Origin of the sequence: Corynebacterium sp. KPL2850, from assembly GCF_040225855.1 — a bacterium.
GTDB lineage: Bacteria > Actinomycetota > Actinomycetes > Mycobacteriales > Mycobacteriaceae > Corynebacterium.
Genome location: NZ_JBEHFV010000005.1, coordinates 1 through 24,152, shown reverse-complemented (window position 1 = coordinate 24,152; position 24,152 = coordinate 1). Strand labels below are relative to the sequence as shown.

22 protein-coding genes are annotated in these 24,152 nt (G+C 62.5%); 13 read left to right on the top strand and 9 right to left on the bottom strand.

What is annotated here, in order from left to right; all coding sequences use genetic code 11:
• Positions 1 to 14: 14 nt before the first annotated feature.
• The 4 genes from ABRP93_RS02760 to ABRP93_RS02745 form a co-directional block, all read right to left on the bottom strand.
• Positions 15 to 860: a DUF559 domain-containing protein gene (locus ABRP93_RS02760; RefSeq protein ID WP_349886811.1), complete on the bottom strand. Its 846-nt coding sequence runs from the start codon at positions 858 to 860 to the stop codon at positions 15 to 17.
• Between the two features lie 505 nt (positions 861 to 1,365).
• A complete protein-coding gene (locus tag ABRP93_RS02755) occupies positions 1,366 to 2,697 on the bottom strand; it encodes an amino acid permease (RefSeq protein WP_349886860.1) in 1,332 nt (443 codons plus the stop codon).
• Positions 2,698 to 2,798: 101 nt separating this feature from the next.
• Positions 2,799 to 3,770, bottom strand: coding sequence for a 2,3,4,5-tetrahydropyridine-2,6-dicarboxylate N-succinyltransferase (gene dapD, locus ABRP93_RS02750; protein ID WP_349886809.1), 972 nt, complete (start codon positions 3,768 to 3,770; stop codon positions 2,799 to 2,801).
• Positions 3,771 to 3,787: 17 nt separating this feature from the next.
• Positions 3,788 to 5,146: an amino acid permease gene (locus ABRP93_RS02745; protein ID WP_349886808.1), complete on the bottom strand. Its 1,359-nt coding sequence runs from the start codon at positions 5,144 to 5,146 to the stop codon at positions 3,788 to 3,790.
• Between the two features lie 88 nt (positions 5,147 to 5,234).
• On the opposite strand from ABRP93_RS02745, the gene dapE reads away from it, so the two are divergent.
• The 7 genes from dapE to ABRP93_RS02710 are packed head-to-tail and all read left to right on the top strand — an operon-like array spanning position 5,235 to position 10,000.
• On the top strand, positions 5,235 to 6,323 hold the full coding sequence (gene dapE / locus ABRP93_RS02740; protein WP_349886807.1) for a succinyl-diaminopimelate desuccinylase: 1,089 nt from the start codon (positions 5,235 to 5,237) through the stop codon (positions 6,321 to 6,323).
• A 2-nt stretch (positions 6,324 to 6,325) separates the two neighbouring features.
• Positions 6,326 to 7,090: an LOG family protein gene (locus tag ABRP93_RS02735; protein WP_349886805.1), complete on the top strand. Its 765-nt coding sequence runs from the start codon at positions 6,326 to 6,328 to the stop codon at positions 7,088 to 7,090.
• Between the two features lie 14 nt (positions 7,091 to 7,104).
• Positions 7,105 to 7,917, top strand: coding sequence for a dihydropteroate synthase (folP, locus tag ABRP93_RS02730; protein ID WP_349837812.1), 813 nt, complete (start codon positions 7,105 to 7,107; stop codon positions 7,915 to 7,917).
• Entirely contained in the window at positions 7,914 to 8,636 is a 723-nt protein-coding gene (locus tag ABRP93_RS02725; protein WP_298695402.1) for a glucosyl-3-phosphoglycerate synthase, read from the top strand. Before folP ends, ABRP93_RS02725 begins: the two co-directional genes overlap by 4 nt.
• 3 nt (positions 8,637 to 8,639) lie before the next feature.
• Positions 8,640 to 8,945 carry a DivIVA domain-containing protein gene (locus tag ABRP93_RS02720; RefSeq protein WP_349886804.1) on the top strand — a complete coding sequence of 102 codons (306 nt, stop codon included), beginning with the start codon at positions 8,640 to 8,642 and terminating at the stop codon, positions 8,943 to 8,945.
• A gap of 11 nt (positions 8,946 to 8,956) precedes the next feature.
• The gene (locus ABRP93_RS02715) at positions 8,957 to 9,124 is read left to right on the top strand and encodes a DUF3117 domain-containing protein (protein WP_005280113.1); all 168 of its coding nucleotides are present in this window, start codon (positions 8,957 to 8,959) and stop codon (positions 9,122 to 9,124) included.
• Between the two features lie 9 nt (positions 9,125 to 9,133).
• The gene (locus tag ABRP93_RS02710; protein WP_349837808.1) at positions 9,134 to 10,000 is read left to right on the top strand and encodes a methyltransferase domain-containing protein; all 867 of its coding nucleotides are present in this window, start codon (positions 9,134 to 9,136) and stop codon (positions 9,998 to 10,000) included.
• 194 nt (positions 10,001 to 10,194) lie between these two features.
• On the opposite strand, the gene ABRP93_RS02705 is transcribed toward ABRP93_RS02710, so the two are convergent.
• Together ABRP93_RS02705 and ABRP93_RS02700 are read right to left on the bottom strand one after the other, a co-directional pair.
• A complete protein-coding gene (locus tag ABRP93_RS02705; RefSeq protein WP_349886803.1) occupies positions 10,195 to 11,637 on the bottom strand; it encodes a GH32 C-terminal domain-containing protein in 1,443 nt (480 codons plus the stop codon).
• A gap of 191 nt (positions 11,638 to 11,828) precedes the next feature.
• A complete protein-coding gene (locus tag ABRP93_RS02700; protein ID WP_023028631.1) occupies positions 11,829 to 12,476 on the bottom strand; it encodes an O-methyltransferase in 648 nt (215 codons plus the stop codon).
• 151 nt (positions 12,477 to 12,627) lie between these two features.
• Between ABRP93_RS02700 and sigE the strand changes: the two genes are divergently transcribed.
• The 3 genes from sigE (at position 12,628) to ABRP93_RS02685 (ending at position 14,353) form a co-directional block, all read left to right on the top strand.
• The gene (gene sigE, locus ABRP93_RS02695) at positions 12,628 to 13,257 is read left to right on the top strand and encodes an RNA polymerase sigma factor SigE (protein ID WP_349852596.1); all 630 of its coding nucleotides are present in this window, start codon (positions 12,628 to 12,630) and stop codon (positions 13,255 to 13,257) included.
• Positions 13,258 to 13,342: 85 nt separating this feature from the next.
• The gene (locus ABRP93_RS02690; RefSeq protein WP_349852597.1) at positions 13,343 to 13,798 is read left to right on the top strand and encodes an anti-sigma factor family protein; all 456 of its coding nucleotides are present in this window, start codon (positions 13,343 to 13,345) and stop codon (positions 13,796 to 13,798) included.
• Between the two features lie 21 nt (positions 13,799 to 13,819).
• Positions 13,820 to 14,353: a twin-arginine translocase TatA/TatE family subunit gene (locus tag ABRP93_RS02685; protein WP_349886802.1), complete on the top strand. Its 534-nt coding sequence runs from the start codon at positions 13,820 to 13,822 to the stop codon at positions 14,351 to 14,353.
• A gap of 12 nt (positions 14,354 to 14,365) precedes the next feature.
• On the opposite strand, the gene ABRP93_RS02680 is transcribed toward ABRP93_RS02685, so the two are convergent.
• Complete coding sequence (locus ABRP93_RS02680) at positions 14,366 to 15,496, bottom strand: Mrp/NBP35 family ATP-binding protein (protein ID WP_349886800.1); 1,131 nt, start codon at positions 15,494 to 15,496, stop codon at positions 14,366 to 14,368.
• Positions 15,497 to 15,619: 123 nt separating this feature from the next.
• On the opposite strand from ABRP93_RS02680, the gene ABRP93_RS02675 reads away from it, so the two are divergent.
• Complete coding sequence (locus ABRP93_RS02675) at positions 15,620 to 16,366, top strand: hypothetical protein (protein ID WP_349886799.1); 747 nt, start codon at positions 15,620 to 15,622, stop codon at positions 16,364 to 16,366.
• A gap of 363 nt (positions 16,367 to 16,729) precedes the next feature.
• Here the strand turns inward: ABRP93_RS02675 and ABRP93_RS02670 are convergent, their stop codons facing one another.
• Together ABRP93_RS02670 and ABRP93_RS02665 are read right to left on the bottom strand one after the other, a co-directional pair.
• Positions 16,730 to 20,485 carry a multifunctional oxoglutarate decarboxylase/oxoglutarate dehydrogenase thiamine pyrophosphate-binding subunit/dihydrolipoyllysine-residue succinyltransferase subunit gene (locus ABRP93_RS02670; RefSeq protein ID WP_502879645.1) on the bottom strand — a complete coding sequence of 1,252 codons (3,756 nt, stop codon included), beginning with the start codon at positions 20,483 to 20,485 and terminating at the stop codon, positions 16,730 to 16,732.
• A 163-nt stretch (positions 20,486 to 20,648) separates the two neighbouring features.
• Positions 20,649 to 21,386, bottom strand: a complete 738-nt coding sequence (locus ABRP93_RS02665; RefSeq protein WP_349886796.1) for a hypothetical protein — start codon at positions 21,384 to 21,386, stop codon at positions 20,649 to 20,651.
• Between the two features lie 143 nt (positions 21,387 to 21,529).
• Between ABRP93_RS02665 and ABRP93_RS02660 the strand changes: the two genes are divergently transcribed.
• Both ABRP93_RS02660 and ABRP93_RS02655 read left to right on the top strand, forming a co-directional pair.
• A complete protein-coding gene (locus tag ABRP93_RS02660; protein WP_349886795.1) occupies positions 21,530 to 23,233 on the top strand; it encodes a carboxylesterase/lipase family protein in 1,704 nt (567 codons plus the stop codon).
• Positions 23,234 to 23,315: 82 nt separating this feature from the next.
• A partial coding sequence (locus ABRP93_RS02655; protein ID WP_349886793.1) for a DNA primase occupies positions 23,316 to 24,152 on the top strand: 837 nt, incomplete at its 3' end.

Here is a 24,152-nt window from a genome sequence, read left to right as displayed (position 1 = left end):
CATTATGGCAAGGGTTAGACGCATAAATGCCAGCGCCAATACGGCTGGGTGGCGGATATAGGCAGCTGTGGCTTGCGGCCTTTGAGCAGGTCACGGGTGGCTTTGATAAGGAGAATGACTTGGTCAAGGTGGTGCGTGACGTCATCGGCAGTAAAGCGCAAAACCGTGTACCCGTGTGCGGTCGCGGCGTTCTGTTTGGAGCGGTCGGCCTGGAACGCGAGGCTGTGGCTGTGGTAGGTCCAGCCGTCGATTTCCACGATGAGCTTGCCCATCAATAGGTCGAACCGGTACCCACACACCAGGGCGTTGTGAACAGGGAAAATGCCTTCTGCGCGCAGCGCGCGGCTGACCTTTCGCTCCGGCGGGCTATCCGCGCCGATGGCGGAGAGTCGAATCGTCTCCTTCAGCGCCCGCGGTGTCCGGCCCATTCGCTTGCGGTCCCGCTCCAGCCGGCCGGGCCCCTTCTCGCCGCGATAAAACTCCTCCAGCAGCGGGCCGCATGCCCTGGCAATCTTCCGCGCGGCCCACAGAACCTGCACTACCGGAAGCCCCTTGACCAGGCTCGTTGCCTTGAGCCGGGAATGCGAGACGCGGAAATTCTTGCCGCGCAGCGTGCGCGGCCCCTCCGCTTCCAGCGGAAAGGTCAGCGGCCGGTCAAGGTGAATCTCCTGCGCGGTCTTCCCCGTAAAATGGATACGGCTCAGCCCATGCACCAGCGCCTTTGCCACCGCCAGCGGCGACCACTCGTCGGTATAAATTCCCCGGTGGACGCGGTACAGATTGCCCGCGCGCACCCGCCGCCGAATCGCGTCCTTGCCCAGCCCCTGCTCGCGCAACTGCGCGGTCGTCCATGCCCCCATGGCTTCAACCTAAAGAAGCGGCCGCCTTCCCGTCCAGGCGGCTTTCGCCAGCCTGTGGATAACCGGCCCATTTCGCGGTCCCACGCGCCATTCTCGTCGCTGCCCTGTGGATAACTCCCTCCACCCCTCCATGCCTCCCGCCATGCCACCCTTCGCGCTCACCGGCGGCCACTTGGGTGCGCTGGAGCGTCCCCTGGTGAGCGCGAAAGGCGAGTGTGGTCCCAGCCCACCCTTTGCGCTCACGCCCACGCTTTCCGATACCCATTTGCTCCTCCCCGTGACCGCGAGGGGCGGCCCCACACCCGTCGCGCTCACCGGGAGGTGAAAACGCAGCACCCCGCCCAGTGCGGGTGAGCGCGAAGGGCGGGGCGGGTGTCACAGATATGGCGCGAGGGCGAGGTGGGCAGTGAGGGCGGGGCGTCAGGTGCTGAGGGTTGAGCGGCAGGCTCGGTGAGCTGGATGTGAGGCGGTGTAGGGCGTGAGGGCCGGAGGCAGGGAGCGGCCGCTAGGTCAGAGGAAGCGTGGAGGTCGGGTTGATGCCGCGGGCCTTGGAATTGAGCACACCCGCGATGGCGAGCACCGCGAACATGGCGGCGGCGGAGAGGAGTTGGGTGCGGGCGGTGGCATCGGTAAGCATGAGCACCGCGATGGCCGCGAAGAGGGCGAGGGCGAACCAGGTGAGGTAGGGAAATGCCCACATGCGGATGGGGAGGGGGTGCAGGGCCTCGAGTTGGCGACGCAGGCGCAGCTGGCTGACGGCGATGAAGACCCACACGATGAGCAGGGAAGCGCCGGCGGCGTTGAGCATGAAGGTGAGCAACCAGCCGGTATCGGCGTAGTTGAGGACAACCATGAGCGCGGAAAGCGCGACGGATAGGGCGATGGCGGTGGTGGGAACGCCCTCGGTATTGGTGGCGGCGAAGATGCGCGGGGCCTCGCCGCGGGAGGCGAGCGAGTGCATCATGCGGGAGGAAGCGAAGATTTGCGCGTTGAAGGCGGATAGCAGCGCGAGGACGATGATGACCTCCATGATGCCGGCGGCACCGGGGATACCGGCGCGGTCGAGGACCATGGTAAAGGGCGATTCGGCGGCGGTGGAGGCGGCGTCCAGGCTGGAATAGGGAAGCAGGAACGTGATGACGAGGACGGAGCCCAGGTAGAACACGGAGATGCGCAGGATGGTGGAACGTACGGCGTTGACCAGGGACTTTTCGGGGTCCTCGGATTCGGCGGAGGCGATGGCGACGACCTCGATGCCGCCGAAGGCGAAGGCGACGGCGAGCAGGCCGGCGGCGACGCCGCCGAGGCCGTTGGGCATGAAGCCATCGGCAAGGAAGACGGATGTGCCCACGAAGGTGTGGCCGGGCAGGAGGCCGAAGATGAGGAGGACGCCGATGATGAGGAAGGCGATGATGACGACGACCTTGATGAGCGCGAACCAGTACTCGAATTCGCCGAAGGTGCGCACGCGCAGCAGGTTGACGAGGCCGAAGACGGCGACGCAGATGGCGGCGGGGATCCAGGGCGGGACGTCGAACCACGAGCCGATGAAACCTGCGGCGCCGGTGATTTCGGCGCCGAGGACGGCGACGGTGGCGCACCAGTAAATCCACCCTTGGGTAAAGCCTGCCCAGCGGCCGATGCCGTGTTCGGCGTATTCGGAAAAGGAGCCGGAGGCGGGGATGACGGTTCCCATTTCCCCGAGCATTTGCATCACGAGGATGGCGAGGAAGCCGGCAATCGCGTAGGCGATGATCACCGCTGGGCCGGCGGCGGAAATGCCGACGCCCGTGCCAAGGAAGAGACCGGCGCCAATGGTGGAACCGAGCCCCATCATGGTCAGGTGGCGGACCTTCAGGCCAGAACCAAGGGTAGAAGAGTTATCAGACACTTCTCCATGGTATTTCTCGGCCGCAGGGCACCGGAATTGGGGTGGCGTTAATTCTTGTGAAGGTCCTCGTTCAGCGCGACGGCCTCAGCATTCCACTCCACGGCCTCGACGGCACCGGAGACGGAATTGCGGCGCAGCAGCAGGCCGGAGGCGCCGGAGAGCTGGGAGCCCTTGACGGCCTCGCCATTGCCGACGCCCAGTGCCTCGGCTACCTTGCCAAAGACGGCGACCTTGGTGCCGGCGGTGACGTAGAGGCCGGCTTCGACAACGGCGTCATCGCCAAGCGAAATGCCAATACCCGAGTTAGCGCCGAGCAGGCAGCGCTCGCCGATGGAAATAACTTCCTTGCCGCCGCCGGACAGGGTGCCCATGATGGAGGCGCCGCCGCCAATATCGGAGCCATCGCCCACGACGACGCCCGCGGAAATGCGGCCTTCCACCATGGAAGCGCCCAGGGTACCGGCGTTGAAGTTGACGAAGCCCTCGTGCATGACCGTGGTGCCCTCTGCCAGGTGGGCGCCCAAGCGAACGCGATCGGCGTCACCGATGCGCACGCCGGAGGGGACAACGTAGTCCACCATGCGGGGGAACTTGTCCACGGAGTAGACCACGACGGGGCCGCGGGAGGCGAGGCGGCCGCGCACCATCTGGAAATCGGAGACGGCGCAGGGGCCGTAGTTGGTCCAGACCACGTTATTGAGGTGGCGGAAGATGCCGTCCATGTTGAGGCCGTGCGGCTTTACCTCGCGGTGGGAGAGCAGGTGGAGGCGCAGGTAGGCGTCGTAGGTATCGGCGGGGGCCTCATCGAGGTCAGCGATGGAGGTTTCCACCGCCACGCGGGCCACGCCGCGCTCTTCATCGGGGCCGACGAGGGCGGAGAACTGCTGCGGAGTCTCCTCCAAACGCGTCGTGCCGGTGGTCTCTACTTGCTTATCGGTATGAACTGCTGGGAACCAAACGTCCAAGACGGTGCCGTCGTGGGTAATGGTTGCCAGGCCACGTGCGGATGCAGAAGTCATGGTGGCTAGCTTAGCAATTACTGCCGTACTTGTTCGCGCTTGCCCGCGGGAACCATGAAGGACAAGGCAACGAGCGCGGCAAAGAGGATGATGACGGCAATGACTTGGTTGCGGGCGGAGGGATCAAAGAGCATGAAGATGGTCAGCGCGGCGAGCGCGGCGGCGGTCGCCCACGGCAACCAGGGGTAGCCGGGCACGTGGATATCCGTGAGCTCGCCGTTCGCTTTCAACTGCGGGTGCAGCTTTAGGAAGGAGGCGACGATAAACGCCCACACCACCAAGAGGCAGCCGCCGACGGCGTTGAAGAGGAAGGCCAGCAGTCCCGGCGGGTTCCAGAACTGGAGGCCCACCGAGGCGAAGGCGAAGATCATGGACAAGATGACGGCATTGATGGGGGAGCCGGAGTGGTTGGTCTTGAGGAAGAACTTGGGCGCGCAGTGGTCCTTGGCCATGTCAAAGACCAGGCGCGAGGTGGCATAAATCTGCGCGTTGAAGGCGGACAAGAGTGCCAGCGCGATGATGGCCTCCATGAAGCCGGCGGCGAAAGGAATCTTGGCGGCTTCGAGCACCAGGGTAAACGGCGAATCGGCGGCGGCATCGGCGTCTTGGATCTGGCTAAACGGCAAGGCCATGGTGATGACCACGATGGAGCCGATGTAGAAGATCATGATGCGCACGATGATGGCCCGCACTGCGGTAGCCACGTTGCGGGCGGGGTCCTCGGACTCGGCGGCGGCGATGGTGACCAGCTCGATTCCACCGAAGGCGAAGGCCACGGCCAGCAGGCCCGCTGCGAAGCCGGGCATGCCATTGGGTAGGAAGTTATCGGTGAAGTTGGTCCCGGCCCGGGAGAGATCCATGCCGGGCAGGATGCCGAGTGCCATGAGGATGCCGATGACGAGGAAGGCGATGATGACGGCGACCTTGATGATGGCGAACCAGAACTCGAATTCACCGAAACCGCGCACTGCGGCGAAATTCACCACGGCGAAGAAGGCCACCGCGATGAGCGCGGGAATCCACGGGGCGATATCGAACCAACTGCCGATGATCGCGGCGGCGCCGGTGATTTCGGCGCCCATGACCATGATGAGCATGAACCAGTAGATCCAGCCCATCGTAAAGCGCGCCCAGTGGCCGAAAGCTTGACCGGCATAGGTGGAAAAGGAACCGAGGGAGGGGCGGGCCGCGGCGATTTCCCCGAGCATCCACATGATGAGCGCGATGAGGACGCCGGCGACGGCATAAGAGATGAGCACCGAGGTGCCGGAGATTTGGATTCCCAATCCGACGCCCAAGAAGAGACCGGCACCCACCGCGGAGCCAAGGCCCATCATGGTGAGGTGTCGCGATTTCAATTGCGTGGCTTCGGCCATAATTACCACCTTGTGAGAGGTTATTTTTTGCAGTGAAGTGAACATTACACAATGCAACGGACCCAGTGGGGCGCTACCATGGCGGCTTGTGACTTTAGATCTATATGCCGACCCCATTGAAGTGACCAAGGCGCTCGTCGATATCCCAAGCCCCTCTCACCACGAGGAGGCCATCGCGGATGCGGTGGAAGAAGCCCTGCGTAGTCTAGACGTGGAGGTCGCCCGCTTTGGCAATACCGTGTGCGCGCGCACGAACCGCGGGATGGATTCCCGCGTGGTTCTTGCAGGCCACATCGATACCGTTCCATTGGCAGATAACGTACCGCATCGCATGGACACCGCCGAAGATGGCGCCGAGATCATGTTCGGCTGCGGCACCGTGGACATGAAATCCGGCATGGCGGTCTACCTCAACGCCTTTGCTCACCTGCATGAATCGGAAGAGCTCCAGCACGACCTGACCGTCATTGCCTATGAGGGCGAAGAGGTATCCACTGAATTTAATGGGCTGGGCCACTTGCAAAAGGACCACCCCGAGTGGTTGCAGGGCGATTTCGCGCTCCTCGGTGAGCCTTCCGGCGCCATGGTCGAGGCCGGCTGCCAGGGTACGATTCGTCTGCGCGTGACGGCACATGGTACCCGCGCGCACTCGGCCCGCGCGTGGCTCGGTTCCAATGCCGCGCACAAGCTCGCCCCTGTCATGACGCGCATTGCAGACTACGAACCGCGCGAGGTCACCATTGATGGCTGTACCTACCGCGAGGGCCTGAACATCGTCCACCTCGAGGCCGGCGTGGCCACCAATACCTTGCCGGACGAGGCTTGGATGTTCGTCAACTTCCGCTTCGCCCCGGACCGCAGCACGGAGGAGGCGCTGGAGTACATGAAGGGGGTCATCGGCAAGCATGAGGACGTCACCATCGAGATCGATGACATCGCTGGTGCCGCCCTGCCAGGCCTGGGGCAGCCTGCGGCACGCGCGCTTGTCGATGCCGTCGGTGGCAACGTCCGCGCCAAGTTCGGCTGGACCGATGTCTCGCGCTTTGCTGAGATGGGCATTCCCGCCGTGAATTTTGGCGCCGGCGATCCGGGCTTTGCGCATAAGAAAGACGAGCAGGTGCCCACGGCGCAAATCACTGAAATTTCTACCGCTCTGCTTAATTACTTGAAGGGATAAAAATGACCCCTGACCACATGCGTACCCTGCGCGGCCCGCTCTTGCTGCGCAGCGAGGGAGAACAAGGCTCCACCTTTGACCAACGCCTGCTGGAATCCGGCGCGGACCACGAGTGGCAGCATGCCGATCCGTGGCGCGTGCTACGCATCCAAGGCGAATTCGTCGCTGGCTTCGATGCGCTTGCCAAGTTGCCCAAGGCAGTGACGGTCTTTGGTTCCGCGCGCACCAAGCCTGAGGATGCGAGCTATCAGATGGCCGAAGAACTCGGCCGCAAGCTCGCCGAATGCGCCTACGCCGTCATCACCGGCGGCGGCCCCGGCATCATGGAGGCTGCGAATAAGGGCGCGCACGAAGGCGATGGCCTCTCGGTGGGACTCGGCATCGAATTGCCACACGAGCAGGGACTCAATAAGTACGTGGACTTGGGCCTGAACTTCCGCTACTTCTTTGCCCGCAAGACCATGTTCTTGAAGTACTCCCAGGCCTTCGTCTGCCTGCCCGGCGGCATGGGCACCATGGATGAATTCTTCGAGGTTCTCTGCATGGTTCAGACCGGTAAGGTCACCAACTATCCCATCGTGCTCATGGGCACCGATTATTGGTCTGGCCTGCTGGAGTGGATGAAAAATACCCTCGCCGCCGGCGGGTACATCAACGAAGATGACCAAGAGCTTTTCCTGCTTACCGATGACCCCGATGAGGCCGTCGCCCACATCATCGAGCGCCACAAGGTAATGAGCGATAAGCGCATTAGGGAGCCGCGTTGAGCCTCGCGCGCGTGATGGCGATAGTCAATCGCACCCCGGATTCCTTTTATGACAAGGGGGCCACCTTTGACATGGACCCCGCCCTCAAGCGCTGCGATGAGGCCATTGCGGCGGGAGCCTCCATCATCGATATCGGCGGGGTCAAGGCCGGACCGGGCGAGGAGGTGGATAGCGCGGAGGAAATCGACCGCGTCGTGCCCACCATCGCCCGCGTGCACGAGCGGCACCCAGAGGTACTTATTTCCGTAGATACCTGGCGCGGTGAGGTGGCCGAGGCCGCCATCGCCGCCGGGGCAGGGCTGGTCAACGACACGTGGGCCGGCTGGGATCCGGAGCTTATCGAGGTCGCCGGCCACCACCGCGTAGGCTACGTGTGCTCGCATACCGGCGGGATTACCCCGCGTACCCGCCCGCACCGCGTGCACTTTGATGACGTCGTTGCCGATGTCATTGCAGAAACCACCGCCCTGGCAGAAAAGGCCGCGGGGCTCGGCTGCCCTGAAGATCTCACCTTCATCGATCCCACGCACGACTTTGGTAAAAACACCTATCACGGACTTGAACTCCTGCGGCGTATCGACGAGATCGTCGACACCGGCTGGCCCGTGCTCATGGCGCTATCCAATAAGGACTTCGTGGGTGAGACCCTCGCGCGCGGGGTAGGAGACCGCGTCGCCGGAACGCTCGCCGCCACAGCCTGGGCCACAGCGAACGGGGTGGCCGCCTTCCGCGTCCACGAGGTTGCTGAGACCATCGACGTCATCCGCATGACCGCCGCCATCCAGGGCACGGCCGCGCCCCTTGATACCACGCGCGGGCTCGCATGAGCGTTTCCGTCATCATCCCGGCGCTCAATGAGGAATCCACCGTGGCCGGCGTTATCCGCGCCTGCCTTGCCGATGACCCCCTCGAAGTGCTCGTCATCGACGCCGACTCCACCGATGACACCGCCGCCGTCGCGCGCGCCGCCGGTGCCGATGTGCGCAATTGGCGCGATATCCTGCCCGAACCGCCGCGCCCCGGCAAGGGCGAATCCCTTTGGCGCGGGGTCGCCGCCGCGCGCGGGGACATCGTCGTCTTTATCGACGCCGACCTAGAATCCGCCGCGCCCGGCATGGTCACAGCGCTCGCGGCTCCGTTTGCGGATCCCGGCGTGAACATGGTCAAGGCGCGCTATCGCCGCAGCCTCAACGGCCAACCCACCGGTGGTGGGCGCGTGACCGAATTGACCGCAAAGCCGCTCATCCGGCAATTCTTCCCAGAGCTAGCCCACATCGATCAGCCCCTAGGCGGCGAGTATGCTCTTCGCCGCTCTGCCGCGCTAGAGGTGCCCTTCGTGGAGGGCTATGGGGTGGAAGCGGGGCTGCTGGTGGACATCGGCAAGCGCGGCGGGCTGACAGAAGTCGACCTAGGCACTCGTGTCCACCGCAACCGGCCGCTTGATGAGCTCGCGCCGATGGCGGATATCGTGGCGCGCACGCTGCTCTCGCGCGCCGGGGTGAGTGCGCCGATTGCTCAGCGCCCACCGCTGCTAGGTAGGATTTAAGTCATGCTGTCCTGGATTGTGCTCATCGTGGTGCTCATTGCGTTCATTGTGATCGGAACGTGGCTGTGGGGTTCGATTTTTGGCCCCGGGACCGTGATGGACCCGCCCGATGAGCCGCAGAAAGTGCTGGAAAATAACCGCGCCGCCGCAGCTCAGGGCCGTTTTGATGACGTGAAATTCGAGGTCGTGCCGCGCGGATACCGCCAGGATCAGGTCGATGATCTCCTCGCCCAGCTGGAGCAGGAATTGGAGGCCGCGCGGAAAAGCGGGCAAAAAGGGACTAAGCTGGAAAGAAACGAAGAAAGTTAAGGAGTCCAACTATGGCAGCAATGAAGCCACGTACCACTGGCGGCGAAATGGAAGCGGTTGTGGAATCCCGCAAGATCGTTATGCGCATCCCATCTGACGGCGGCGGGCGCATCGTTATCGAGCTGAACAAAGAAGAGGCCGCGGAGCTCGGTTCTTTGTTGACCGAGGTTTCTAGCTAGTCTGGATACATGCTTTCTCATATCGTCGACATTCTGGCCGATCCATCCGACGGCACGGCGCTTTCCGGCGCCGATGATTTTTCCCGCCTCGTTTCGGAATCCGGCCATTCCTTTGATGTGGCCAAGCAAGGGTATGTGACCTTAGCGGCCGGTGCCGGCCTCAAGCACAAGGGCGATGACATGGATATGGTCAACGCCCGCGAAGCGTACCTAGCCACCGGCCATTTCGCGCCCTTCGTCGAGTCTGTGACCGGAGCGGTACAAGACGCGCTCGATGCCAGCTCGCTGTCTGCCTCTACGCCCGCCTCGCTTCTCGAGGTCGGCGCCGGAACCGGCTACTATCTGGCCCACACGCTTGACTCCATCGACGGCGCGCGCGGCGTCGGCCTCGATATTTCCCCGCATGCGGCCAAGCACTTGGCCAAGTGCCACCCACGCGTGGGTGCCGTGGTTGCCGATGTCTGGCAGCAGCTTCCCATCCGCGATGAATCCATCGACGCGATTTCCGTGGTCTTCGCCCCGCGCAACCCATCCGAATTCCAGCGCGTCCTCGCTCCCGGCGGCCAAGTCATCGTCCTGACCCCGGGCGCGGGGCACCTCGATGAGCTGCGCGAACCCCTCGGCATCCTCGGCGTGGAAGAGGGCAAGGTCGAGCGCATGTATGAGCAGGCAGAAGGCCACCTCGAGCAAGCGGCCGACCCTGTCGATATTTCCTTCCCCATTCACCTGGATAAAGCGGCCATCGCCGCACAGGTAGGAATGAGCCCGTCCGCCCGCCACATCAGCGCCGACGAGCTTGCCGAGCGAATGGCCGCCCTTCCTTCCACGCTGACGGTCACCGCCCGCGCCCGCCTGGACCGCCTCCGCGCGGTTTAATAAACGCAGGTTCGCCTCAAGGCACCTCGCCTTCGGCATACATACCGCCCTTCGCGCTCACCAGCAGCGCGCGGGGCGGTTCATTTGTGCTTCCGGTGAGCGCGAAGGGCGGGTGGCGAGAGGTGGGTGGCGAGAGGTGGGTGGCGAGAGGTGGGTGGTCGCAGGAAAGGGAGCCGGGAAGGAGGGAAGCAGTATTAGAGCTTGGAGCCGGAGCGCTGCCAGTCTTGTTCGATGACTGCGTCGCCGGTGGTTTCGACATCCATGCCGGAGCAGCCGCCGTCGAAATAGACGCGGGAGGCCATGGCGATGAGGCCGCCGTCGACGAAGACCTCCACTGTGGAACCGTCTTGGATGATGGTGAGGGTGTCGGAGTCGCCATCGGCAAGCGTGGCGATGGCGGGAGCGGAATCGGCGAAGAAGCGATCGAAGGCCTTGTTCATGGAACGATCGAGGCTGATTTCCTCGCCGGAGTGGCAGATGGTGGCGGCGGGGTCGCCGTTGCCATCGCGAAGGGTGATGGTGACGCTGGAGCCGGTGGGAACCTCCATGACGCCGGTCCAGGAGCGCGCGTAATCCGAAAGCTTGACCGCCTCGGGCAAGCCGGTGGCCGGTGCCTGGTACAAGACGCCGCCCTCGAGCGTGACCTGGCGCGGCAGGGAGAGGGCATTCGACCAGCCCTCGGCGTCCCAGGAGGCGTGCTGGGTGGCGTCGTCGCCGCGGCCGTTGCCGTTGAGCAGGCCGAGGATGACGGCGCGCTCGTAGCGGCTTTCTTCAGGAATCGTGCCTGCGGTGGAGTTGGTATTGCGCGGGCGGGAGAAATCGTGGCCGAAGTCCACGCGGCGGAAACCGGAGACCACCGTGAAGGTGGTGTCTTCCAGCTGGCCCACGAGGTAGCCGGAGACATCGCGGCCGTCGCGCTCGAGGGTGACAAAGAGGACGTCGTAGATTTCTTCGTCGACTTCATCGCGCAGGCGCACGATGCGCGGGGAAACTACTGGGGGAATGGGGGAATCGGCGGGCACCTCGCCGTCGAGGAAGCCTGGGTCACCCTCGAGGGTGAGGCTGCCGCGCAGGGACCATGAGATGCCGTCGTGGCTTTCTAGAATGACTGGCTGCGGGGTTTCGGTGCGTCCGGATAGCGCCAGCATGAGCCAACCCTTGTGGCCGTCTTCGCGGTCATCGGTGGCCCAATCGGGCACGACGGAAGGCGAGCGGAAACGGGTGTGGTCGGTGGTATTGCCGGCTAGCTCGCCAAAGCGCACGACGTTGGGGTCGAGGGCCGAGGAGTCATCGGAGACCTCGCAGACATCGTCGATGCCGGAATAGCGCGCGAGGCGAATGGAGGTTCCGGTCGCGGTCACGGAGGTGAAATAGAGGTTGATGGCGTCCTCACCTTGGGCCACGGAACCCGCGCGGAGGGCGAGCTCGCCGCCGACGGGCGCGAGGACGTCATCGCAATCCAGCCAGTTAAACGGCGCTTCCTCCGAGTACGTGTGTCCCCAGCGGGCCGGGGCATCGGGAGTGGGGCGGTACTGGTAGAACATGTGCCACGTATCGCCATCGCGAAGGACGCCGGCGGGTGCGTCTAGGATGCCGGAATCGGGGATGAAGTGGAGTTCGGGGCGGTGAGTCGTCACGGCATTCCTCTCTTAAATCAGGTGCGGGGTACAAGCTTGGGTTGGGGTGGCAGCCACGCCGGGGAGGAAACTCGTTGACCTGCCACGCGGTGGTTTCGCGAACTTTATGGGGCAGTGTCCGGCTGTCATGTACACCCAGAATACGGATATCTTTTAGCGCGTGCAGGGCCCTTGCTTGCCGATGCCCCCCTTTAAAGCTTCGTCACCAATGTCAGCCCCGATCCCAGTGGGAGCCGGGTCACGGTGGCGCCTTCAAGCTCGCGGAGGTATTCATCGGCTTCGCGCGCGGCGGCGGTATCGCGGTCGGTGCGGGAGGTGTCGGCGACGGTGCCATCGAGAAGCGCATTAGCGAGCACGAGCGTGCCGTGTTGGTGCAGCAGGGGCCAGGCCGCCTTGATGAGGGCGGGGAGGTCGAGGGCGGCGACGTCCGCGTAAATGACCTGGTAGGCCTCAGTGGCCAGGCGCCCGAGCACGTCGAGGGGGCGCGAGGGGAGGAAGCGACCGCGGGTGGGGGCGTAGCCGGCCTCGCGGAAGGCGGCCTTGGCGCTGCGCTGGTGCTCGGCCTCAGGGTCGATGCACGTGAGGATGCCGTTATCCGGCATGCCGGCGAACAGGTAGAGGCCCACGACGGAGGCTGCGGGGGTAATCGCCACGGCCTGGGGGCGGTCTACCACACCGGAAGACGTTGCCGTCAGCGTGGTGAGAAGCTGGCCGGTGGATTCATCCGGGACGGGCAGGCCGTATTCCTCGGCGTGGTCGCGGGCGCCGCGGAGAGCCGCCGAAGGCTCACTGGTGGAATCGATATAGGAGCGCAGTGCGTCATATGCGGTAGTAGTCACGATTAAGACAATAGGTAAAGTTGCGTGAAAGGGTGGCAAAAACGCGCCTAGCCAGCGAAATTGTGGTCTGTGGGAAGTATGTGACGGACTCACAGGATATTATCAGCGCAGTGGCTGGAGTTTCCGCGCTGAGTGTAGAAAAATGGCACCCATGACAGAAACGAAGCGCGATGCCGAGTCCGTTGCCTCCACCGATGCGAACGTGGAGTTGACCGGTACCGCGGCGTTCGATGCTGGGGAAGCCACGATGCCTTCGTGGGCCGAATTGGTGGCAGAGCATGCCGATGGCGTGTACCGCCTAGCCTACCGTTTATCCGGTGACCAGCAGGATGCCGAGGATCTCACCCAAGAGACCTTCATGCGTGTCTTCCGCTCCTTGGATAAGTACCAACCGGGTACCTTCGGCGGCTGGCTGCACCGCATCACTACGAACCTCTTTTTGGATATGGTGCGCCACCGCTCCAAGATCCGCATGGAGTCCCTGCCTGAGGATTACGAGCGGGTGCCGGGGACGGAAATGACCCCGGAGCAGGCCTATACCGTGGCCAACCTGGACCCCGTGCTGCAGTCCGCGCTGGATAGCTTGGCGCCGGATTTCCGCGTTGCCGTGGTTCTGTGTGATATCGAAGGCATGAGTTATGACGAAATCGCCGAAACCCTCGGCGTAAAGATGGGCACGGTGCGATCGCGCATCCACCGCGGCCGCTCCCAACTGCGCGCGGCGCTGGAAAAAGAGGCACAGACCAATGCGGAAGCGCGCATCTTGCTGCGCACGCGCTAGAATCGAATCGTTACCTCCCCTGCCGCGTGGCAGGGGGCTTTAAGTGTGAGTAATCCGGCTGTGGCATGAACATGAGGAGGGTTCGATGGACTCACTGCGAGGACGCCGCACCCTCTCCAGGCTCAGCGTACGGGGCGAGTTCACCCCCGCGCAGGCGAAGGCCCGGGATAAGGCAAAGGCGCGGGCGCGGCGCAGCGATTCCATCGGTCACCTTGGCCCAGAGGCCGTCGTTGCCTTCGTCGATGGGGAGATGGAACCCAAAGCCATGCACCGCGTGCGCATCCATCTAGTACACTGCGCGGAGTGTCGCGCCGACGTGCACCACCAGCGCCACGCCTCCGAGTGGGTGCGTCACTGCAGCGATGATTCCGCGGTGAAGGCCCCGCAGTCCTTATTGGCCAAGCTGGCGGGAATGGCTACGGAGGGTGTGGCGCCGGGGCCCGATGCGTTGACCCCGGCGCACCGGCCGGAGCAGGATTTTCTGGATAAAGTCGAGACGGTGGTACGCGCGATTAAACACAATCAGCGCGGGCAGAACTAAACGGAGGGCGAGGATTTAATCGTGTTTTCTTCCATTGGCTGGCCTGAGATTATTGTCATTGTCCTCCTTGGCATCGTCATCATCGGCCCGGAGCGCATGCCGGAGGTCATCAAGGACGTGCGCGCGGCCATCTATGCCGCCCGCAAGGCCATCAATAACGCGAAGGCCGAGCTCAATGGCGAAATGGGGTCGATCTCCGCGGAATTCGATGATATCCGCGGCCCGCTCAACCAGGCGGCGCAGTGGACGCGGCTAGGCCCCAAAGGCGCTATTACCAAGGCGCTTTTCGATGGCGATGATGCCGTCTGGGACGACTTCAACCCCAAGAAGATGGCCGAAGACATCAAATCCGGCACCGCTCCGAAAGAACCCGAACAGCGCGCGCAGGACAACAGTGGTGCTGCCCGGCCCACCTTTAACTATGCCGAGGTATATGGTGATACCACCGAAACGACCCAGCAGCCGGCGCAGCAGCCGCCCCAGCAACAACAAAAGCCGCAGCGCGGTGGGGAAGATTCCACGGGCGGCGGCTCTGAGTGGAGCGACGTTACCTAATACAACGCGCTCTTAGTTCACACCCAAGTTGAGGCTCTTGCCCACGAGGGAATCGGAGCGAATGGCGAGCTTATCAGCCACCGCCCTAATTTCCTTCGCGGCAGGGGAGTCGGGTGCCTCGAGCACGATGGGCGTGCCGGCATCGCTATTCGAGCGCAGGGCCGGATCCAGCGGTACGGAGGCCAACAGCGGAACCTCGTGGCCCAGGATGACGCCGAGGCGGTCTGCAACAATCTGGCCGCCGCCTTCACCAAAGACGTCCATGGTGGAGCCGTCCGGCATGACCATGGCGCTCATGTTCTCAATCACGCCGGCCACCCGCTGGCGCGTTTGCTGGGAGATGGAACCGGCGCGTTCGGCCACTTCTGCCGCAGCTGCTTGCGGCGTGGTGACGATGAGCAGCTCCGCATTCGGGATGAGCTGCGCAACGGACAGCGCGACATCGCCGGTACCCGGAGGCAAGTCGAGGAGGAGAACATCGAGATCGCCCCAGAATACGTCCGCCAAGAACTGCTGCAGTGCGCGGTGGAGCATAGGTCCGCGCCAGACGACGGGCGCGTTACCCTCCACGAACTGCCCAATCGAGATGTGCTTAATGCCGTGGGAGATGGGAGGCAGCAGCATTTCATCATCAAGCACGGTGGGGCCGTCGGTTGAGCCGAGCAGGCTGGGCACGGAGTGGCCGTAAATATCGGCATCGACAATGCCCACCTTCAGGCCCTTATCCGCCAGCGCGGCGGCTAGGTTGACGGTCATCGAGGACTTGCCGACGCCACCCTTACCCGACGCCACCGCAAAGACGCGGGTCGTCGAATCGGGCTTCGCAAAAGGAATCTCGGGTTCGGCCTGGCCGCCGCGCAGCTTCTGTTTCAGCTCGCGGCGTTGCTCATCGCTCATCGCGTCCATGGTCACGGTAACCTTGCCAACGCCGTCGATGTCCTCGACCGCGGCGCGGGTATTGGTCTCGATGGTGGACTTCATGGGGCAGCCCGCGATGGTCAGATAAACGCCAACGGTGACGTCGTTTCCTTCGATATCGACCGATTTCACCATATTCAGTTCGGTGATGGGGCGGCCGATTTCTGGATCCTGTACGTGGGAAAGAGCCTCGCGTACGACTGATTCGGTAATAGAGCTAGACATAACTCTTGCCATCTTAGTCACGGCGCTACCTCAGGTAAACACGCTTGCACGGTAGACTCTGTGGGACACTTAAATCCATCCGTTTGTATCGGTGACCTAGCAGAATCAGAAGGAGCACACTCAGTGAAGCGCAGCCCCGCCCGTCGATATGCCCGCGCTACTGTCGCCGCGGTGGTAGGCGCTGCGCTGCTTGCTGGGTGTTCAGACAAGGTCGATACTAGCCCCGCTGCGGCACAATCCGCACCGGAACGGGTGCAGATCGTCGTTGACCCTGCAGAAACAGATCAGCTCATCTTGGGCGAGGTATTCCGGCAGTCGCTCTTAGAAGAAGGACGCACCGCCGAGTTGAAGGAAGAAGAAACCTTCAAAACGTATGGTGGCAAGGGCAGTTCCCTGAACCCGGAAGGCAACTTTTACGTCGGCTGCACCGGCAGCTTTTTAAGCCACTTTAATCCCAGTGAGGCGCGCGACATCTCGGCGGAATATAAAAAGGCAGAAGAAGACAGTGAGCCGGGCGGGGAAGACTTTCTTGCCCGCACCCATATCGCGCTCATGTCTACCTTGCCCACCCAACTTGCTACCGTCGAGCCATCCGGTGCTCACGGTTGTGAGGATGCACAACCAGAGCTGCCAGAAAACTTCGTGGTCATCTATAGCGACAGCCTCTTTGACCGCGAAGAAGAAAAATCCGTCGCCGCGATCACCAAATTTATCACGCAAAAAGACATTTCTGACATGGTGGAGGCGCTAGAGGATGGCGAAGAGCTGAAGAAGGTCGTCCACGAATGGATGGAAGCCTCCGGACTGGACATTGTCAATGAAGAAAGCGACTCCGGCTCCTCCGGTGGCTCGGATCTGAGCAGTTCTTAAGTAAGCAGTGCGGTCCGTGCTACCCACCTACCGCCCTTCGCGCTCACGGGCAGCCGCCCTTTAACATGCGATCGCCCCCTCCGTGACCGCGAAGGGCGCCCGGCGTCGCCATCAGCTACCGCCCCGCCCTTCGCGCTCACGGGCGCAGCTTGTCGATGCCCCTACCACCTCGCCGGTGAGCGCGAAGGACGAGTAGGTGACCGGTGTGAGACGAAGGAGGAGAGCTGAAGGTAGGGAGAGCAGGAACGGTGGCGAGGTAGGAGGATCGGGGAGAAGGCAGCAGAAACCATGAAAATGCCCCAGTGAGGAAATAACCTCACTGGGGCATTCAGCGCTGCAGTGCGCTAGGTGCCGATTCGGCGGTTAAACGTCGAAGGCCTCTTCAAGCAGGTTCTTCTGCTCAATCTGGTGCACCTTGGCGTTACCCGTAGCCGTAGAGGACTGGGCGCGGCGGGAGACGCGGACCATTTTCGGCATATCCGGAATGAGGTCGCGCAGGTGCTCGTTGTAGAACGGCCATGGGCCTTGGTTGGCGGGCTCGTCCTGTACGAACCGGACCTGGGTGGCGTTCGGGTACATCTCGAATGCCTCGCTCAGGCGGTTAAACGGAATCGGGTGGAGCATTTCCACGCGGACGATGGCGATGTCATCGCGGCCGTCGGCCTCGCGCTTCTTCTCCAAGTCCCAGTAGAGCTTGCCGGAGACCAGCATGATGGTCTTGACCTTGTCCGTGTCGCCGACCTTCTTGTTATTGACGTCCACGAAGTGGGGGTCATTGATAACGGAGCGGAACTTCTTGACCTCGGTGAACTCCTCAACGGAGGAGGTGGCGGCCTTGTTGCGCAGCATGGACTTCGGGGTGAAGACGACCAACGGGCGCTTCATCTCGCCCAAAGCCTGGCGGCGCAGCAAGTGGAAGTGGTTAGCCGGGGTGGACGGCTGGGCCACGGTCATAGAACCTTCCGCGCACAGCTGCAGGTAGCGCTCGATGCGGGCGGAGGAGTGGTCCGGGCCCTGACCCTCGTAGCCGTGCGGCAGGAGGAGAACCAGGCTGGACAGCTGGCCCCACTTGGCCTCACCGGAAGACAGGTACTCGTCGATGATGGTCTGGGCACCGTTGGCGAAGTCACCGAACTGAGCCTCCCATGCCACGAGGGCATCGGGGTTGCCCACGGTGTAGCCGTATTCAAAGCCCATGCCGGCGAACTCGGTCAGCGCGGAGTTGTAGACCATGAACTTGCCGCCATTGTCCTTGGACACTGCCAGGGAGTTGAGCGGGTTGTATTCGTTGCTATTGCGGGGGTCGAAGGTCACGGCGTGGCGCTGGGTGAAGGTACCGCGGCGGGAATCCTCACCGGCCAGGCGCACGACCTTGCCCTGGTTAGCCAGGGAACCGAAGGCGAGCAGCTCGCCCCAGCCCCAATCGATGCCGCCTTCGCGGACAGACTTCGCACGGTCCTTGGCCACCTTAGCCACGCGCTTGTGGTACTCGAAGTCCTCGGGTGGGTTGCCGTAGGCATCGCCAAGCTCGGCCATCTCTTCTGCGGTGATGGAGGTATCCAGGCCGCGGGTGAGCTCCTGCGAGGAGGTAATACCGGTCTGTTCCTTCGGGCCGGCCTTCTCGGCTTCCTTGTGTTCGGTGAACACGGACTCCATCTGGTCGTGGAAGTCGCGCGCCGCTGCCTCGGCGTCCTCAGCGGAAAGATCGCCGCGGCCGATGAGCTCGTTGGTGTAGTGCTCGCGCACCGGCTCGTGGTTCTCGATGACCGAGTACAGCTGCGGCTGGGTCATGGATGGGTCATCGGCCTCGTTGTGGCCGCGCAGGCGGTAGACCACGAGGTCAATGAAGACGTCCTTGCCAAACTGGCGGCGGTATTCGGCGGCCATCTGGCCTACCCAGACAACGGCCTCTGGGTCATCACCATTGACGTGGAAGACTGGGCAGTCAAAGCCCTTGGCCAGGTCGGTGACGTAGTGGGTGGAGCGGCCGGAATCCGGGGTGGTGGTAAAGCCTACCTGGTTGTTGACCACGATGTGGACGGTGCCGCCGTTGGTAAAGCCGCGCAGCTGGGACAGGTTGATGGTCTCCTGTACGACGCCGAGGCCGGTGAAGGATGCATCGCCGTGGAGCATGACGGGAACGACGGAGTAGCCGTCCTTGCCCTTGTCCAAGATGTCTTGCTTGGCGCGGGCGATGCCCTCCATGACTGGGTCGACGGCCTCGAGGTGCGACGGGTTGGCGGCAAGGGTGACCTTGATTTCACCATCGCCGAACATCTGCAGGTGCTCGCCCTCGGAGCCCAAGTGGTACTTCACGTCACCAGAGCCGCCGAGCTGGCCGCCCTTGTAGTTGCCGTCGAACTCGCCGAAGATATCTGCCAGCGGCTTGCCGACGATATTAAACAGCACGTTCAAGCGGCCGCGGTGCGGCATGCCCATGACGACTTCGTCGAGGCCCTGGCCCGCAGCGGTGTCGATGATGGAATCCAGCAGCGGGATGAGAGTCTCGGCACCCTCGAGGGAGAAGCGCTTTTGCCCCACGTACTTGGTTTGCAGGAAGTTCTCGAATGCCTCGGCGGCGTTGACCTTCTGCAGAATGTACTTCTGCTCGGCATTGGTCGGCTTTGGCATGCCGGCCTCGAGGCGGTCCTGCATCCAGCTGCGCTCGTCGCGGTCGAGGATGTGGGTGTATTCGGAGCCGACCTTCAGGGTATAAGCAGCGCGCAGGCGGGAGAGCACCTCACGCAAGGTCATCTGTTCCTTGCCGCCAAAGCCACCGACGTTGAAGACGCGGTCCAGATCCCAGATGGTCAGGCCGTGCGTAGCGATGTCGAGGTCGCGGTGATCCGGGCTAGGCAGGCCGGGCTGGGACCAGCCGAGCGGGTTGACATCGGCAAGCAAGTGCCCGCGGGAGCGGTAGGACTCGATGAGCTGCATGACGCGGGTGTTCTTGTCCACGCCGGAGTTGGGGATGTCCTGTGCCCAACGGAAGGGCTCATAAGGAACGCCCATGGACTCGAAGAGCTCGTCCCAGAAGGCATCATCAACAATGAGCTGGCCGATGGTGCGCAGGAACTCGCCAGACTCTGCACCCTGGATGACGCGGTGGTCATAGGTGGAGGTCAGCGTGACCAAGCGGCCGACGCCGAGGTCAGCCAGGCGGTCAGCGGAGGCGCCAGCGAATTCTGCCGGGTAATCCATGGAACCAACGCCGATAATGGAGCCTGCGCCCTTGGTCAGGCGGGCAATGGAGTGGCGGGTGCCGATGCCGCCCGGGTTGGTCAGGTTAATGGTGACCCCAGAGAAGTCATCCATGGTGAGCTTGTTCTTACGGGAACGGGTAACGATGTCCTCGTAAGCCTCAATGAACTCGGCGAAGGACTTGGTCTCGCACTCCTTGATGGCGGCGACCACGAGGGCGCGGGAGCCGTCCTTCTGCGGGAGGTCAATGGCCAGGCCCAGGTTGATGTGCTCAGGCTGGACGACGAAGGGCTTGCCGTCCTTTTCCTCGTAGCGTACGTTCATGCCAGGGTGCAGCTGCACGGCCTTGACCATGGCGTAGCCAATGATGTGGGTAAAGGAGATCTTGCCACCGCGGGTGCGCTTCAGGTGGTCATTGATCATGGAGCGGTTTTCCCACATGAGCTTGACCGGCATATCGCGCACGGTGGTAGCGGTAGGAATCTCGAGGGATTCTTCCATGTTCTTAGCAATAGCCTTGAACATGCCCTTGAGCTGGCGCTCGTCGCCGCCCTTGTAATCTTCTAGGTTATCCAGCGGAGACTGCGCACTCTTGCCCGCAGAATGCTTTGCCTTCGCGGACTTTTCCTTGGCCTTAGATACAGACTCTTTCACGTTGGTATCGCGGGCCTCTTGCTTGCGGGCGGTGGTAGTGCCTTCGGTCTTCTTGGCCGAGGACTTAGACTCTGCCTGTGCCTTCTGTGGCTGTGGCTTAGATGCTTGAGAAGGAGCCTCAGCTTCTGGCTGCGCCTTGGGCGCGCCGTTTGCTTCGAAATAGTCGCGCCACTCCTTGTCTACGGAGCTAGGATCCTTGGAGTACTGCTGGAACTGCTCGTCTATCAGCCACGCATTCGGGCCGAAGATGCTCGATGTGCTCACGGCAGGTTTTCGCCTCATTTCTCTGCTTTAAAATGGTCGTTTATTCGACTTTAGTCCGGACTTTGTACGAGCGCATTTCTCACCCGCCAAAGTGTCTGCCTATATGATACGGGCCAATCCCTCACCTTCACTATGTCAGGGGTAGCGAATTCGCTCTAAACGATCATTGGGTCCCCGGCTCAGTGTGGGAAAGAGGGGAGAGCTGCTGGCGGGCGTGTTCGATGACCTGATTGGCCAGTTTGCGATTGGCCTTCGTGCCAATGACCGCGCCGATGCCCATAGGCATGAGCTTGCCCACCCAAGCCCACTTCATGCGCTTGGTGATCTGCTTGGTAAATACCTTGGTCAGGCGGCCATTGATGCCAGACAGTGTGGGTCCAGAAAACCGGGAGAGGGAGGCTACGGAACGCGCCCCCGTGACCGTGCCGAGGTCGCCAACGAAGGTATCGACAACTGCCGAGCCCTTCGAGCCCGTTAACACCACCAGTACTAGGGCACGGCGGCGCTCGGGAGAGGAAACATCTTCGCCGCGCAGGTACGCGGACGCCAGGATGTACCACGCGGCGGCCTCAAGAAAAACTACGGATTCCGCACCGATGGTGGCCGCGCCCGTAAATAGCCCGATGCCGGGGACGGATGCGGAGGCACCAGCGGCCGCGCCCGTGCCGGTAGTGATATTGATGAAGTGCTTGTTAATAAAGCCCTGCAACTCTTGGTCAGTGGCTTTTGGGTGGTGCTTCTTTAGGTTCTTGACGTACTTGGAAATAACACCAGATTGCACGGATACGGCGCGGTCCAGGGAGTTCAGCAGCGCCTTGGTAAAGCGGCTGCTGTGTTCCGGATCGATGTCATATGTGTCAGTAGCTGCGTCATCTGGGGCGGACTTTTTAAATATGGACATGCCTTCTCCCACACCAATCCTTAATTTGTTGGGGCAGTAGTATTAATTGATTTTTACCCAGCATAGCCCTGACCTTGAAAGGAGGGGGCGGCCATGTGCGATTCGGATCGCGGCCGGCGTGCAATCTACCTAAGGTAGGGAGTATGCCTTACCCGCAGGATGGTCAACGCGACAGTGGGGACTCTTATTCCGAAGAGTCCACCGCCGCCGCGCGCCTGCGGGCCATGCGCGCACACGAGCGCGCCCGTCAGGCCCACGAGCGGGCACAGAATGCCTACGCGGATGAGCTCACCGTACGCACGACTTCCGGCTGGGTGCGTGGGGTCATCGAAGAAGACCTGCGCGTTGACCGCCCCATTAGCGCCGGGCCGGTGCGCACGTGGCGCGGCATTCCCTTCGGTGCCTCCACGGCCGGCGACAATCGCTTCCGTGCACCACGCCCGGCACCGCGCTGGGACGGGGTGCGCGACTGCAGCCAATTCGGGCCAATCGCCCCACAACCGACGTACTCCTGGACCGACCGCATCGTCGGCTCCGAGGACTGCCTGTACCTAGACATCGTGCGCCCGCGCACGGAGGAAAAGCTGCCCGTCGTGGTGTACCTGCACGGCGGCAGCTTCATCATGGGCTCATCCCACATGCTTATGCTGCGCGGGTTTGAGCTCGCCACCCGCATGAACGTGGTCTATGTTTCCATCAACTTCCGCCTCAACGCCCTGGGGTATCTGGACCTGCGCAGCCTAGGCGGTGAGTGCAGCGCCAACCCCGCCGTGGCGGATCAGATTCTGGCCCTTAACTGGGTGCGGGACAACATCGCTGCCTTTGGCGGCGACCCAGACTCCGTCACCCTCATGGGCGAATCCGCGGGTGGTGCCGCGGTGCTGGCGCTCATGACCAGCCCGCCGGCCGAGGGGCTCTTCCACCGCGCCATCGCCCAATCCCCACCCATCGCGCTGGTGCATTCCCGCGCCCAATCCACTTTGTGGGCCCGCGAACTCGCGCGCCGAGTGGGCCTGCCGCGTCGGGTGAGCGTGGACGATCTGCGCCAGGAAGACTGTGCCGATGTGGTGCGCTCTGGCCAATCCATGATGTGGCGCGCCGGCGAGCTACTGCACTTAAACTCCTGCTACGCGCCCACGGTGGACGGCGAGCTTCTACCCGAGCACCCCATCACCGCCTTCGAGCAGGGCCATCAGCACAAAATCCCGCTGCTGATTGGTACGAATTCGGATGAAGCCAGCTTTGGCAAGTTCCTCTTTCAGCGCCCTAGCGCCCGGGAGCGCGCTGCGTTGCGGCTCTTGGCCTCCTACGATCCCCATCACGCCCCTGAGGTCGTTGCCGCCTATCGCGGCGCGGTCCGAAGGGAGGATTTTGCGCACTTGCTTGCCGATGCCCTCTTCTGGGCACCCTCCACCCGCATCGCCAGCGCCCACTCTGAAGTGGCCGATACGTGGATGTACCGCTTTGACTTCGCCTCCGCCGTCTTGAAGTGGCTCGGGCTAGGTGCCATGCACTCGATGGAATTGGGCAATGTCTTTGGCGACCCCCAATCCTCGCGTGCCTCCCTGCTAACCGGCTGGGGCTCGCGCGCTGAGATGGAGGAATTGACCTCCACCATGCAAGATCACTGGGCCGCGTTCATTCACGGCGGCAGCCCCAAGGAGCAGTGGCCGCGCTATGACGGCGGGGAGCGGGCGACCATGATCTTTGATGAACAGGCCTATATCGTGCACGCCCCTAATGATGGACGCCGCCAGGCGTGGGAGGATTACCACATGGCGGAGTGGGGAAGTGGGCGCCCAGAGCTGGTGCGCTCCCTTGGTTTTCAACCACACCGGCGGGATTAGCGGTAGACTCCACAGTGACCGCGGGCGGCGTCTTGCCCACCGCGGGGACCTCTGCTTCCGAAGGATGGATTTTTAAACCACCATGAGCTTTTTCGAAGATATCGCTTCCGCATTGGACGCCGAGGGCATCGAGTCCCGCGTCAACGAAGACGTCATGTTCGTTCCAATCACCTCTGATTTGGAAATCCAGTTTGTTGAAATCGATCCTCTCTTGCCGGCGGCCAACGTGTACATCGCTGCCGCGGATGTGGATGAAGACGATGAAGAATTCGAGGCCGTCCTGGTCTCCGTCGCCTTTTCCGTCGACGACGCCGTAGAGGCCGTTTCCCGCCACATCGCCACCGACCAAGTTGTCACTGTCTTGCGAGACCTCTTGGAAGGCACCGATGAGCGCATCGCGGAATTGGAGTTTGACCAGGATGAACTCAACCCGCACCTGGTGGTTGCGGAAGTAGGCAACGATTCAGAGCTGCGCGTATTAGTAGAAACCATCGACGGCGTGCCCTCTGCCATCGTGCGCTTCCTGGCCTTCGACTTCGATGAAGAAGACATGGAAGAGCTCGAAGATGAGGCCGTCACGGAGCTATGGCAGGTGGATGAGGAAGGCGAAGACCTCGATGAAAACGAGCGCCTTGCCCTCTTTGACAACACCGATTCTGATGACATTCCCATCGTAGAAGTCCCCGCTGAGGCCCTAGAACTTGGTACCTACACCGATTTCGACCGCCTCTTTGACGTGCTCGGCTTGGTCTCGGAACAAGCCCTTGATTGGGAGGCCCAGCTCGTCAACTTCGATGAGGATGACTTCGAGGAACCAGACGTCTACGACATTTTCTGCGAAGATGCCGATGATGACGAGGACGAGGACCTTGAGTTCTTCGACACCTTTACCGAAGACGACGACGCTGACGCTGACGAC

Coding starts and splice junctions, on each gene's coding strand:
- ABRP93_RS02760 (WP_349886811.1), bottom strand. CDS start 860: ATGGGGGCATGGACGACCGCGCAGTTGCGCGAGCAGGGGCTGGGCAAG.
- ABRP93_RS02755 (WP_349886860.1), bottom strand. CDS start 2,697: ATGATGGGGCTCGGTTCCACCATTGGCGCCGGTCTCTTCCTTGGCACG.
- dapD (WP_349886809.1), bottom strand. CDS start 3,770: ATGACTTCTGCATCCGCACGTGGCCTGGCAACCATTACCCACGACGGC.
- ABRP93_RS02745 (WP_349886808.1), bottom strand. CDS start 5,146: ATGGCCGAAGCCACGCAATTGAAATCGCGACACCTCACCATGATGGGC.
- ABRP93_RS02735 (WP_349886805.1), top strand. CDS start 6,326: ATGACCCCTGACCACATGCGTACCCTGCGCGGCCCGCTCTTGCTGCGC.
- folP (WP_349837812.1), top strand. CDS start 7,105: ATGGCGATAGTCAATCGCACCCCGGATTCCTTTTATGACAAGGGGGCC.
- ABRP93_RS02725 (WP_298695402.1), top strand. CDS start 7,914: ATGAGCGTTTCCGTCATCATCCCGGCGCTCAATGAGGAATCCACCGTG.
- ABRP93_RS02720 (WP_349886804.1), top strand. CDS start 8,640: ATGCTGTCCTGGATTGTGCTCATCGTGGTGCTCATTGCGTTCATTGTG.
- ABRP93_RS02715 (WP_005280113.1), top strand. CDS start 8,957: ATGGCAGCAATGAAGCCACGTACCACTGGCGGCGAAATGGAAGCGGTT.
- ABRP93_RS02710 (WP_349837808.1), top strand. CDS start 9,134: ATGCTTTCTCATATCGTCGACATTCTGGCCGATCCATCCGACGGCACG.
- sigE (WP_349852596.1), top strand. CDS start 12,628: ATGACAGAAACGAAGCGCGATGCCGAGTCCGTTGCCTCCACCGATGCG.
- ABRP93_RS02690 (WP_349852597.1), top strand. CDS start 13,343: ATGGACTCACTGCGAGGACGCCGCACCCTCTCCAGGCTCAGCGTACGG.
- ABRP93_RS02680 (WP_349886800.1), bottom strand. CDS start 15,496: ATGTCTAGCTCTATTACCGAATCAGTCGTACGCGAGGCTCTTTCCCAC.
- ABRP93_RS02665 (WP_349886796.1), bottom strand. CDS start 21,386: ATGTCCATATTTAAAAAGTCCGCCCCAGATGACGCAGCTACTGACACA.
- ABRP93_RS02660 (WP_349886795.1), top strand. CDS start 21,530: ATGCCTTACCCGCAGGATGGTCAACGCGACAGTGGGGACTCTTATTCC.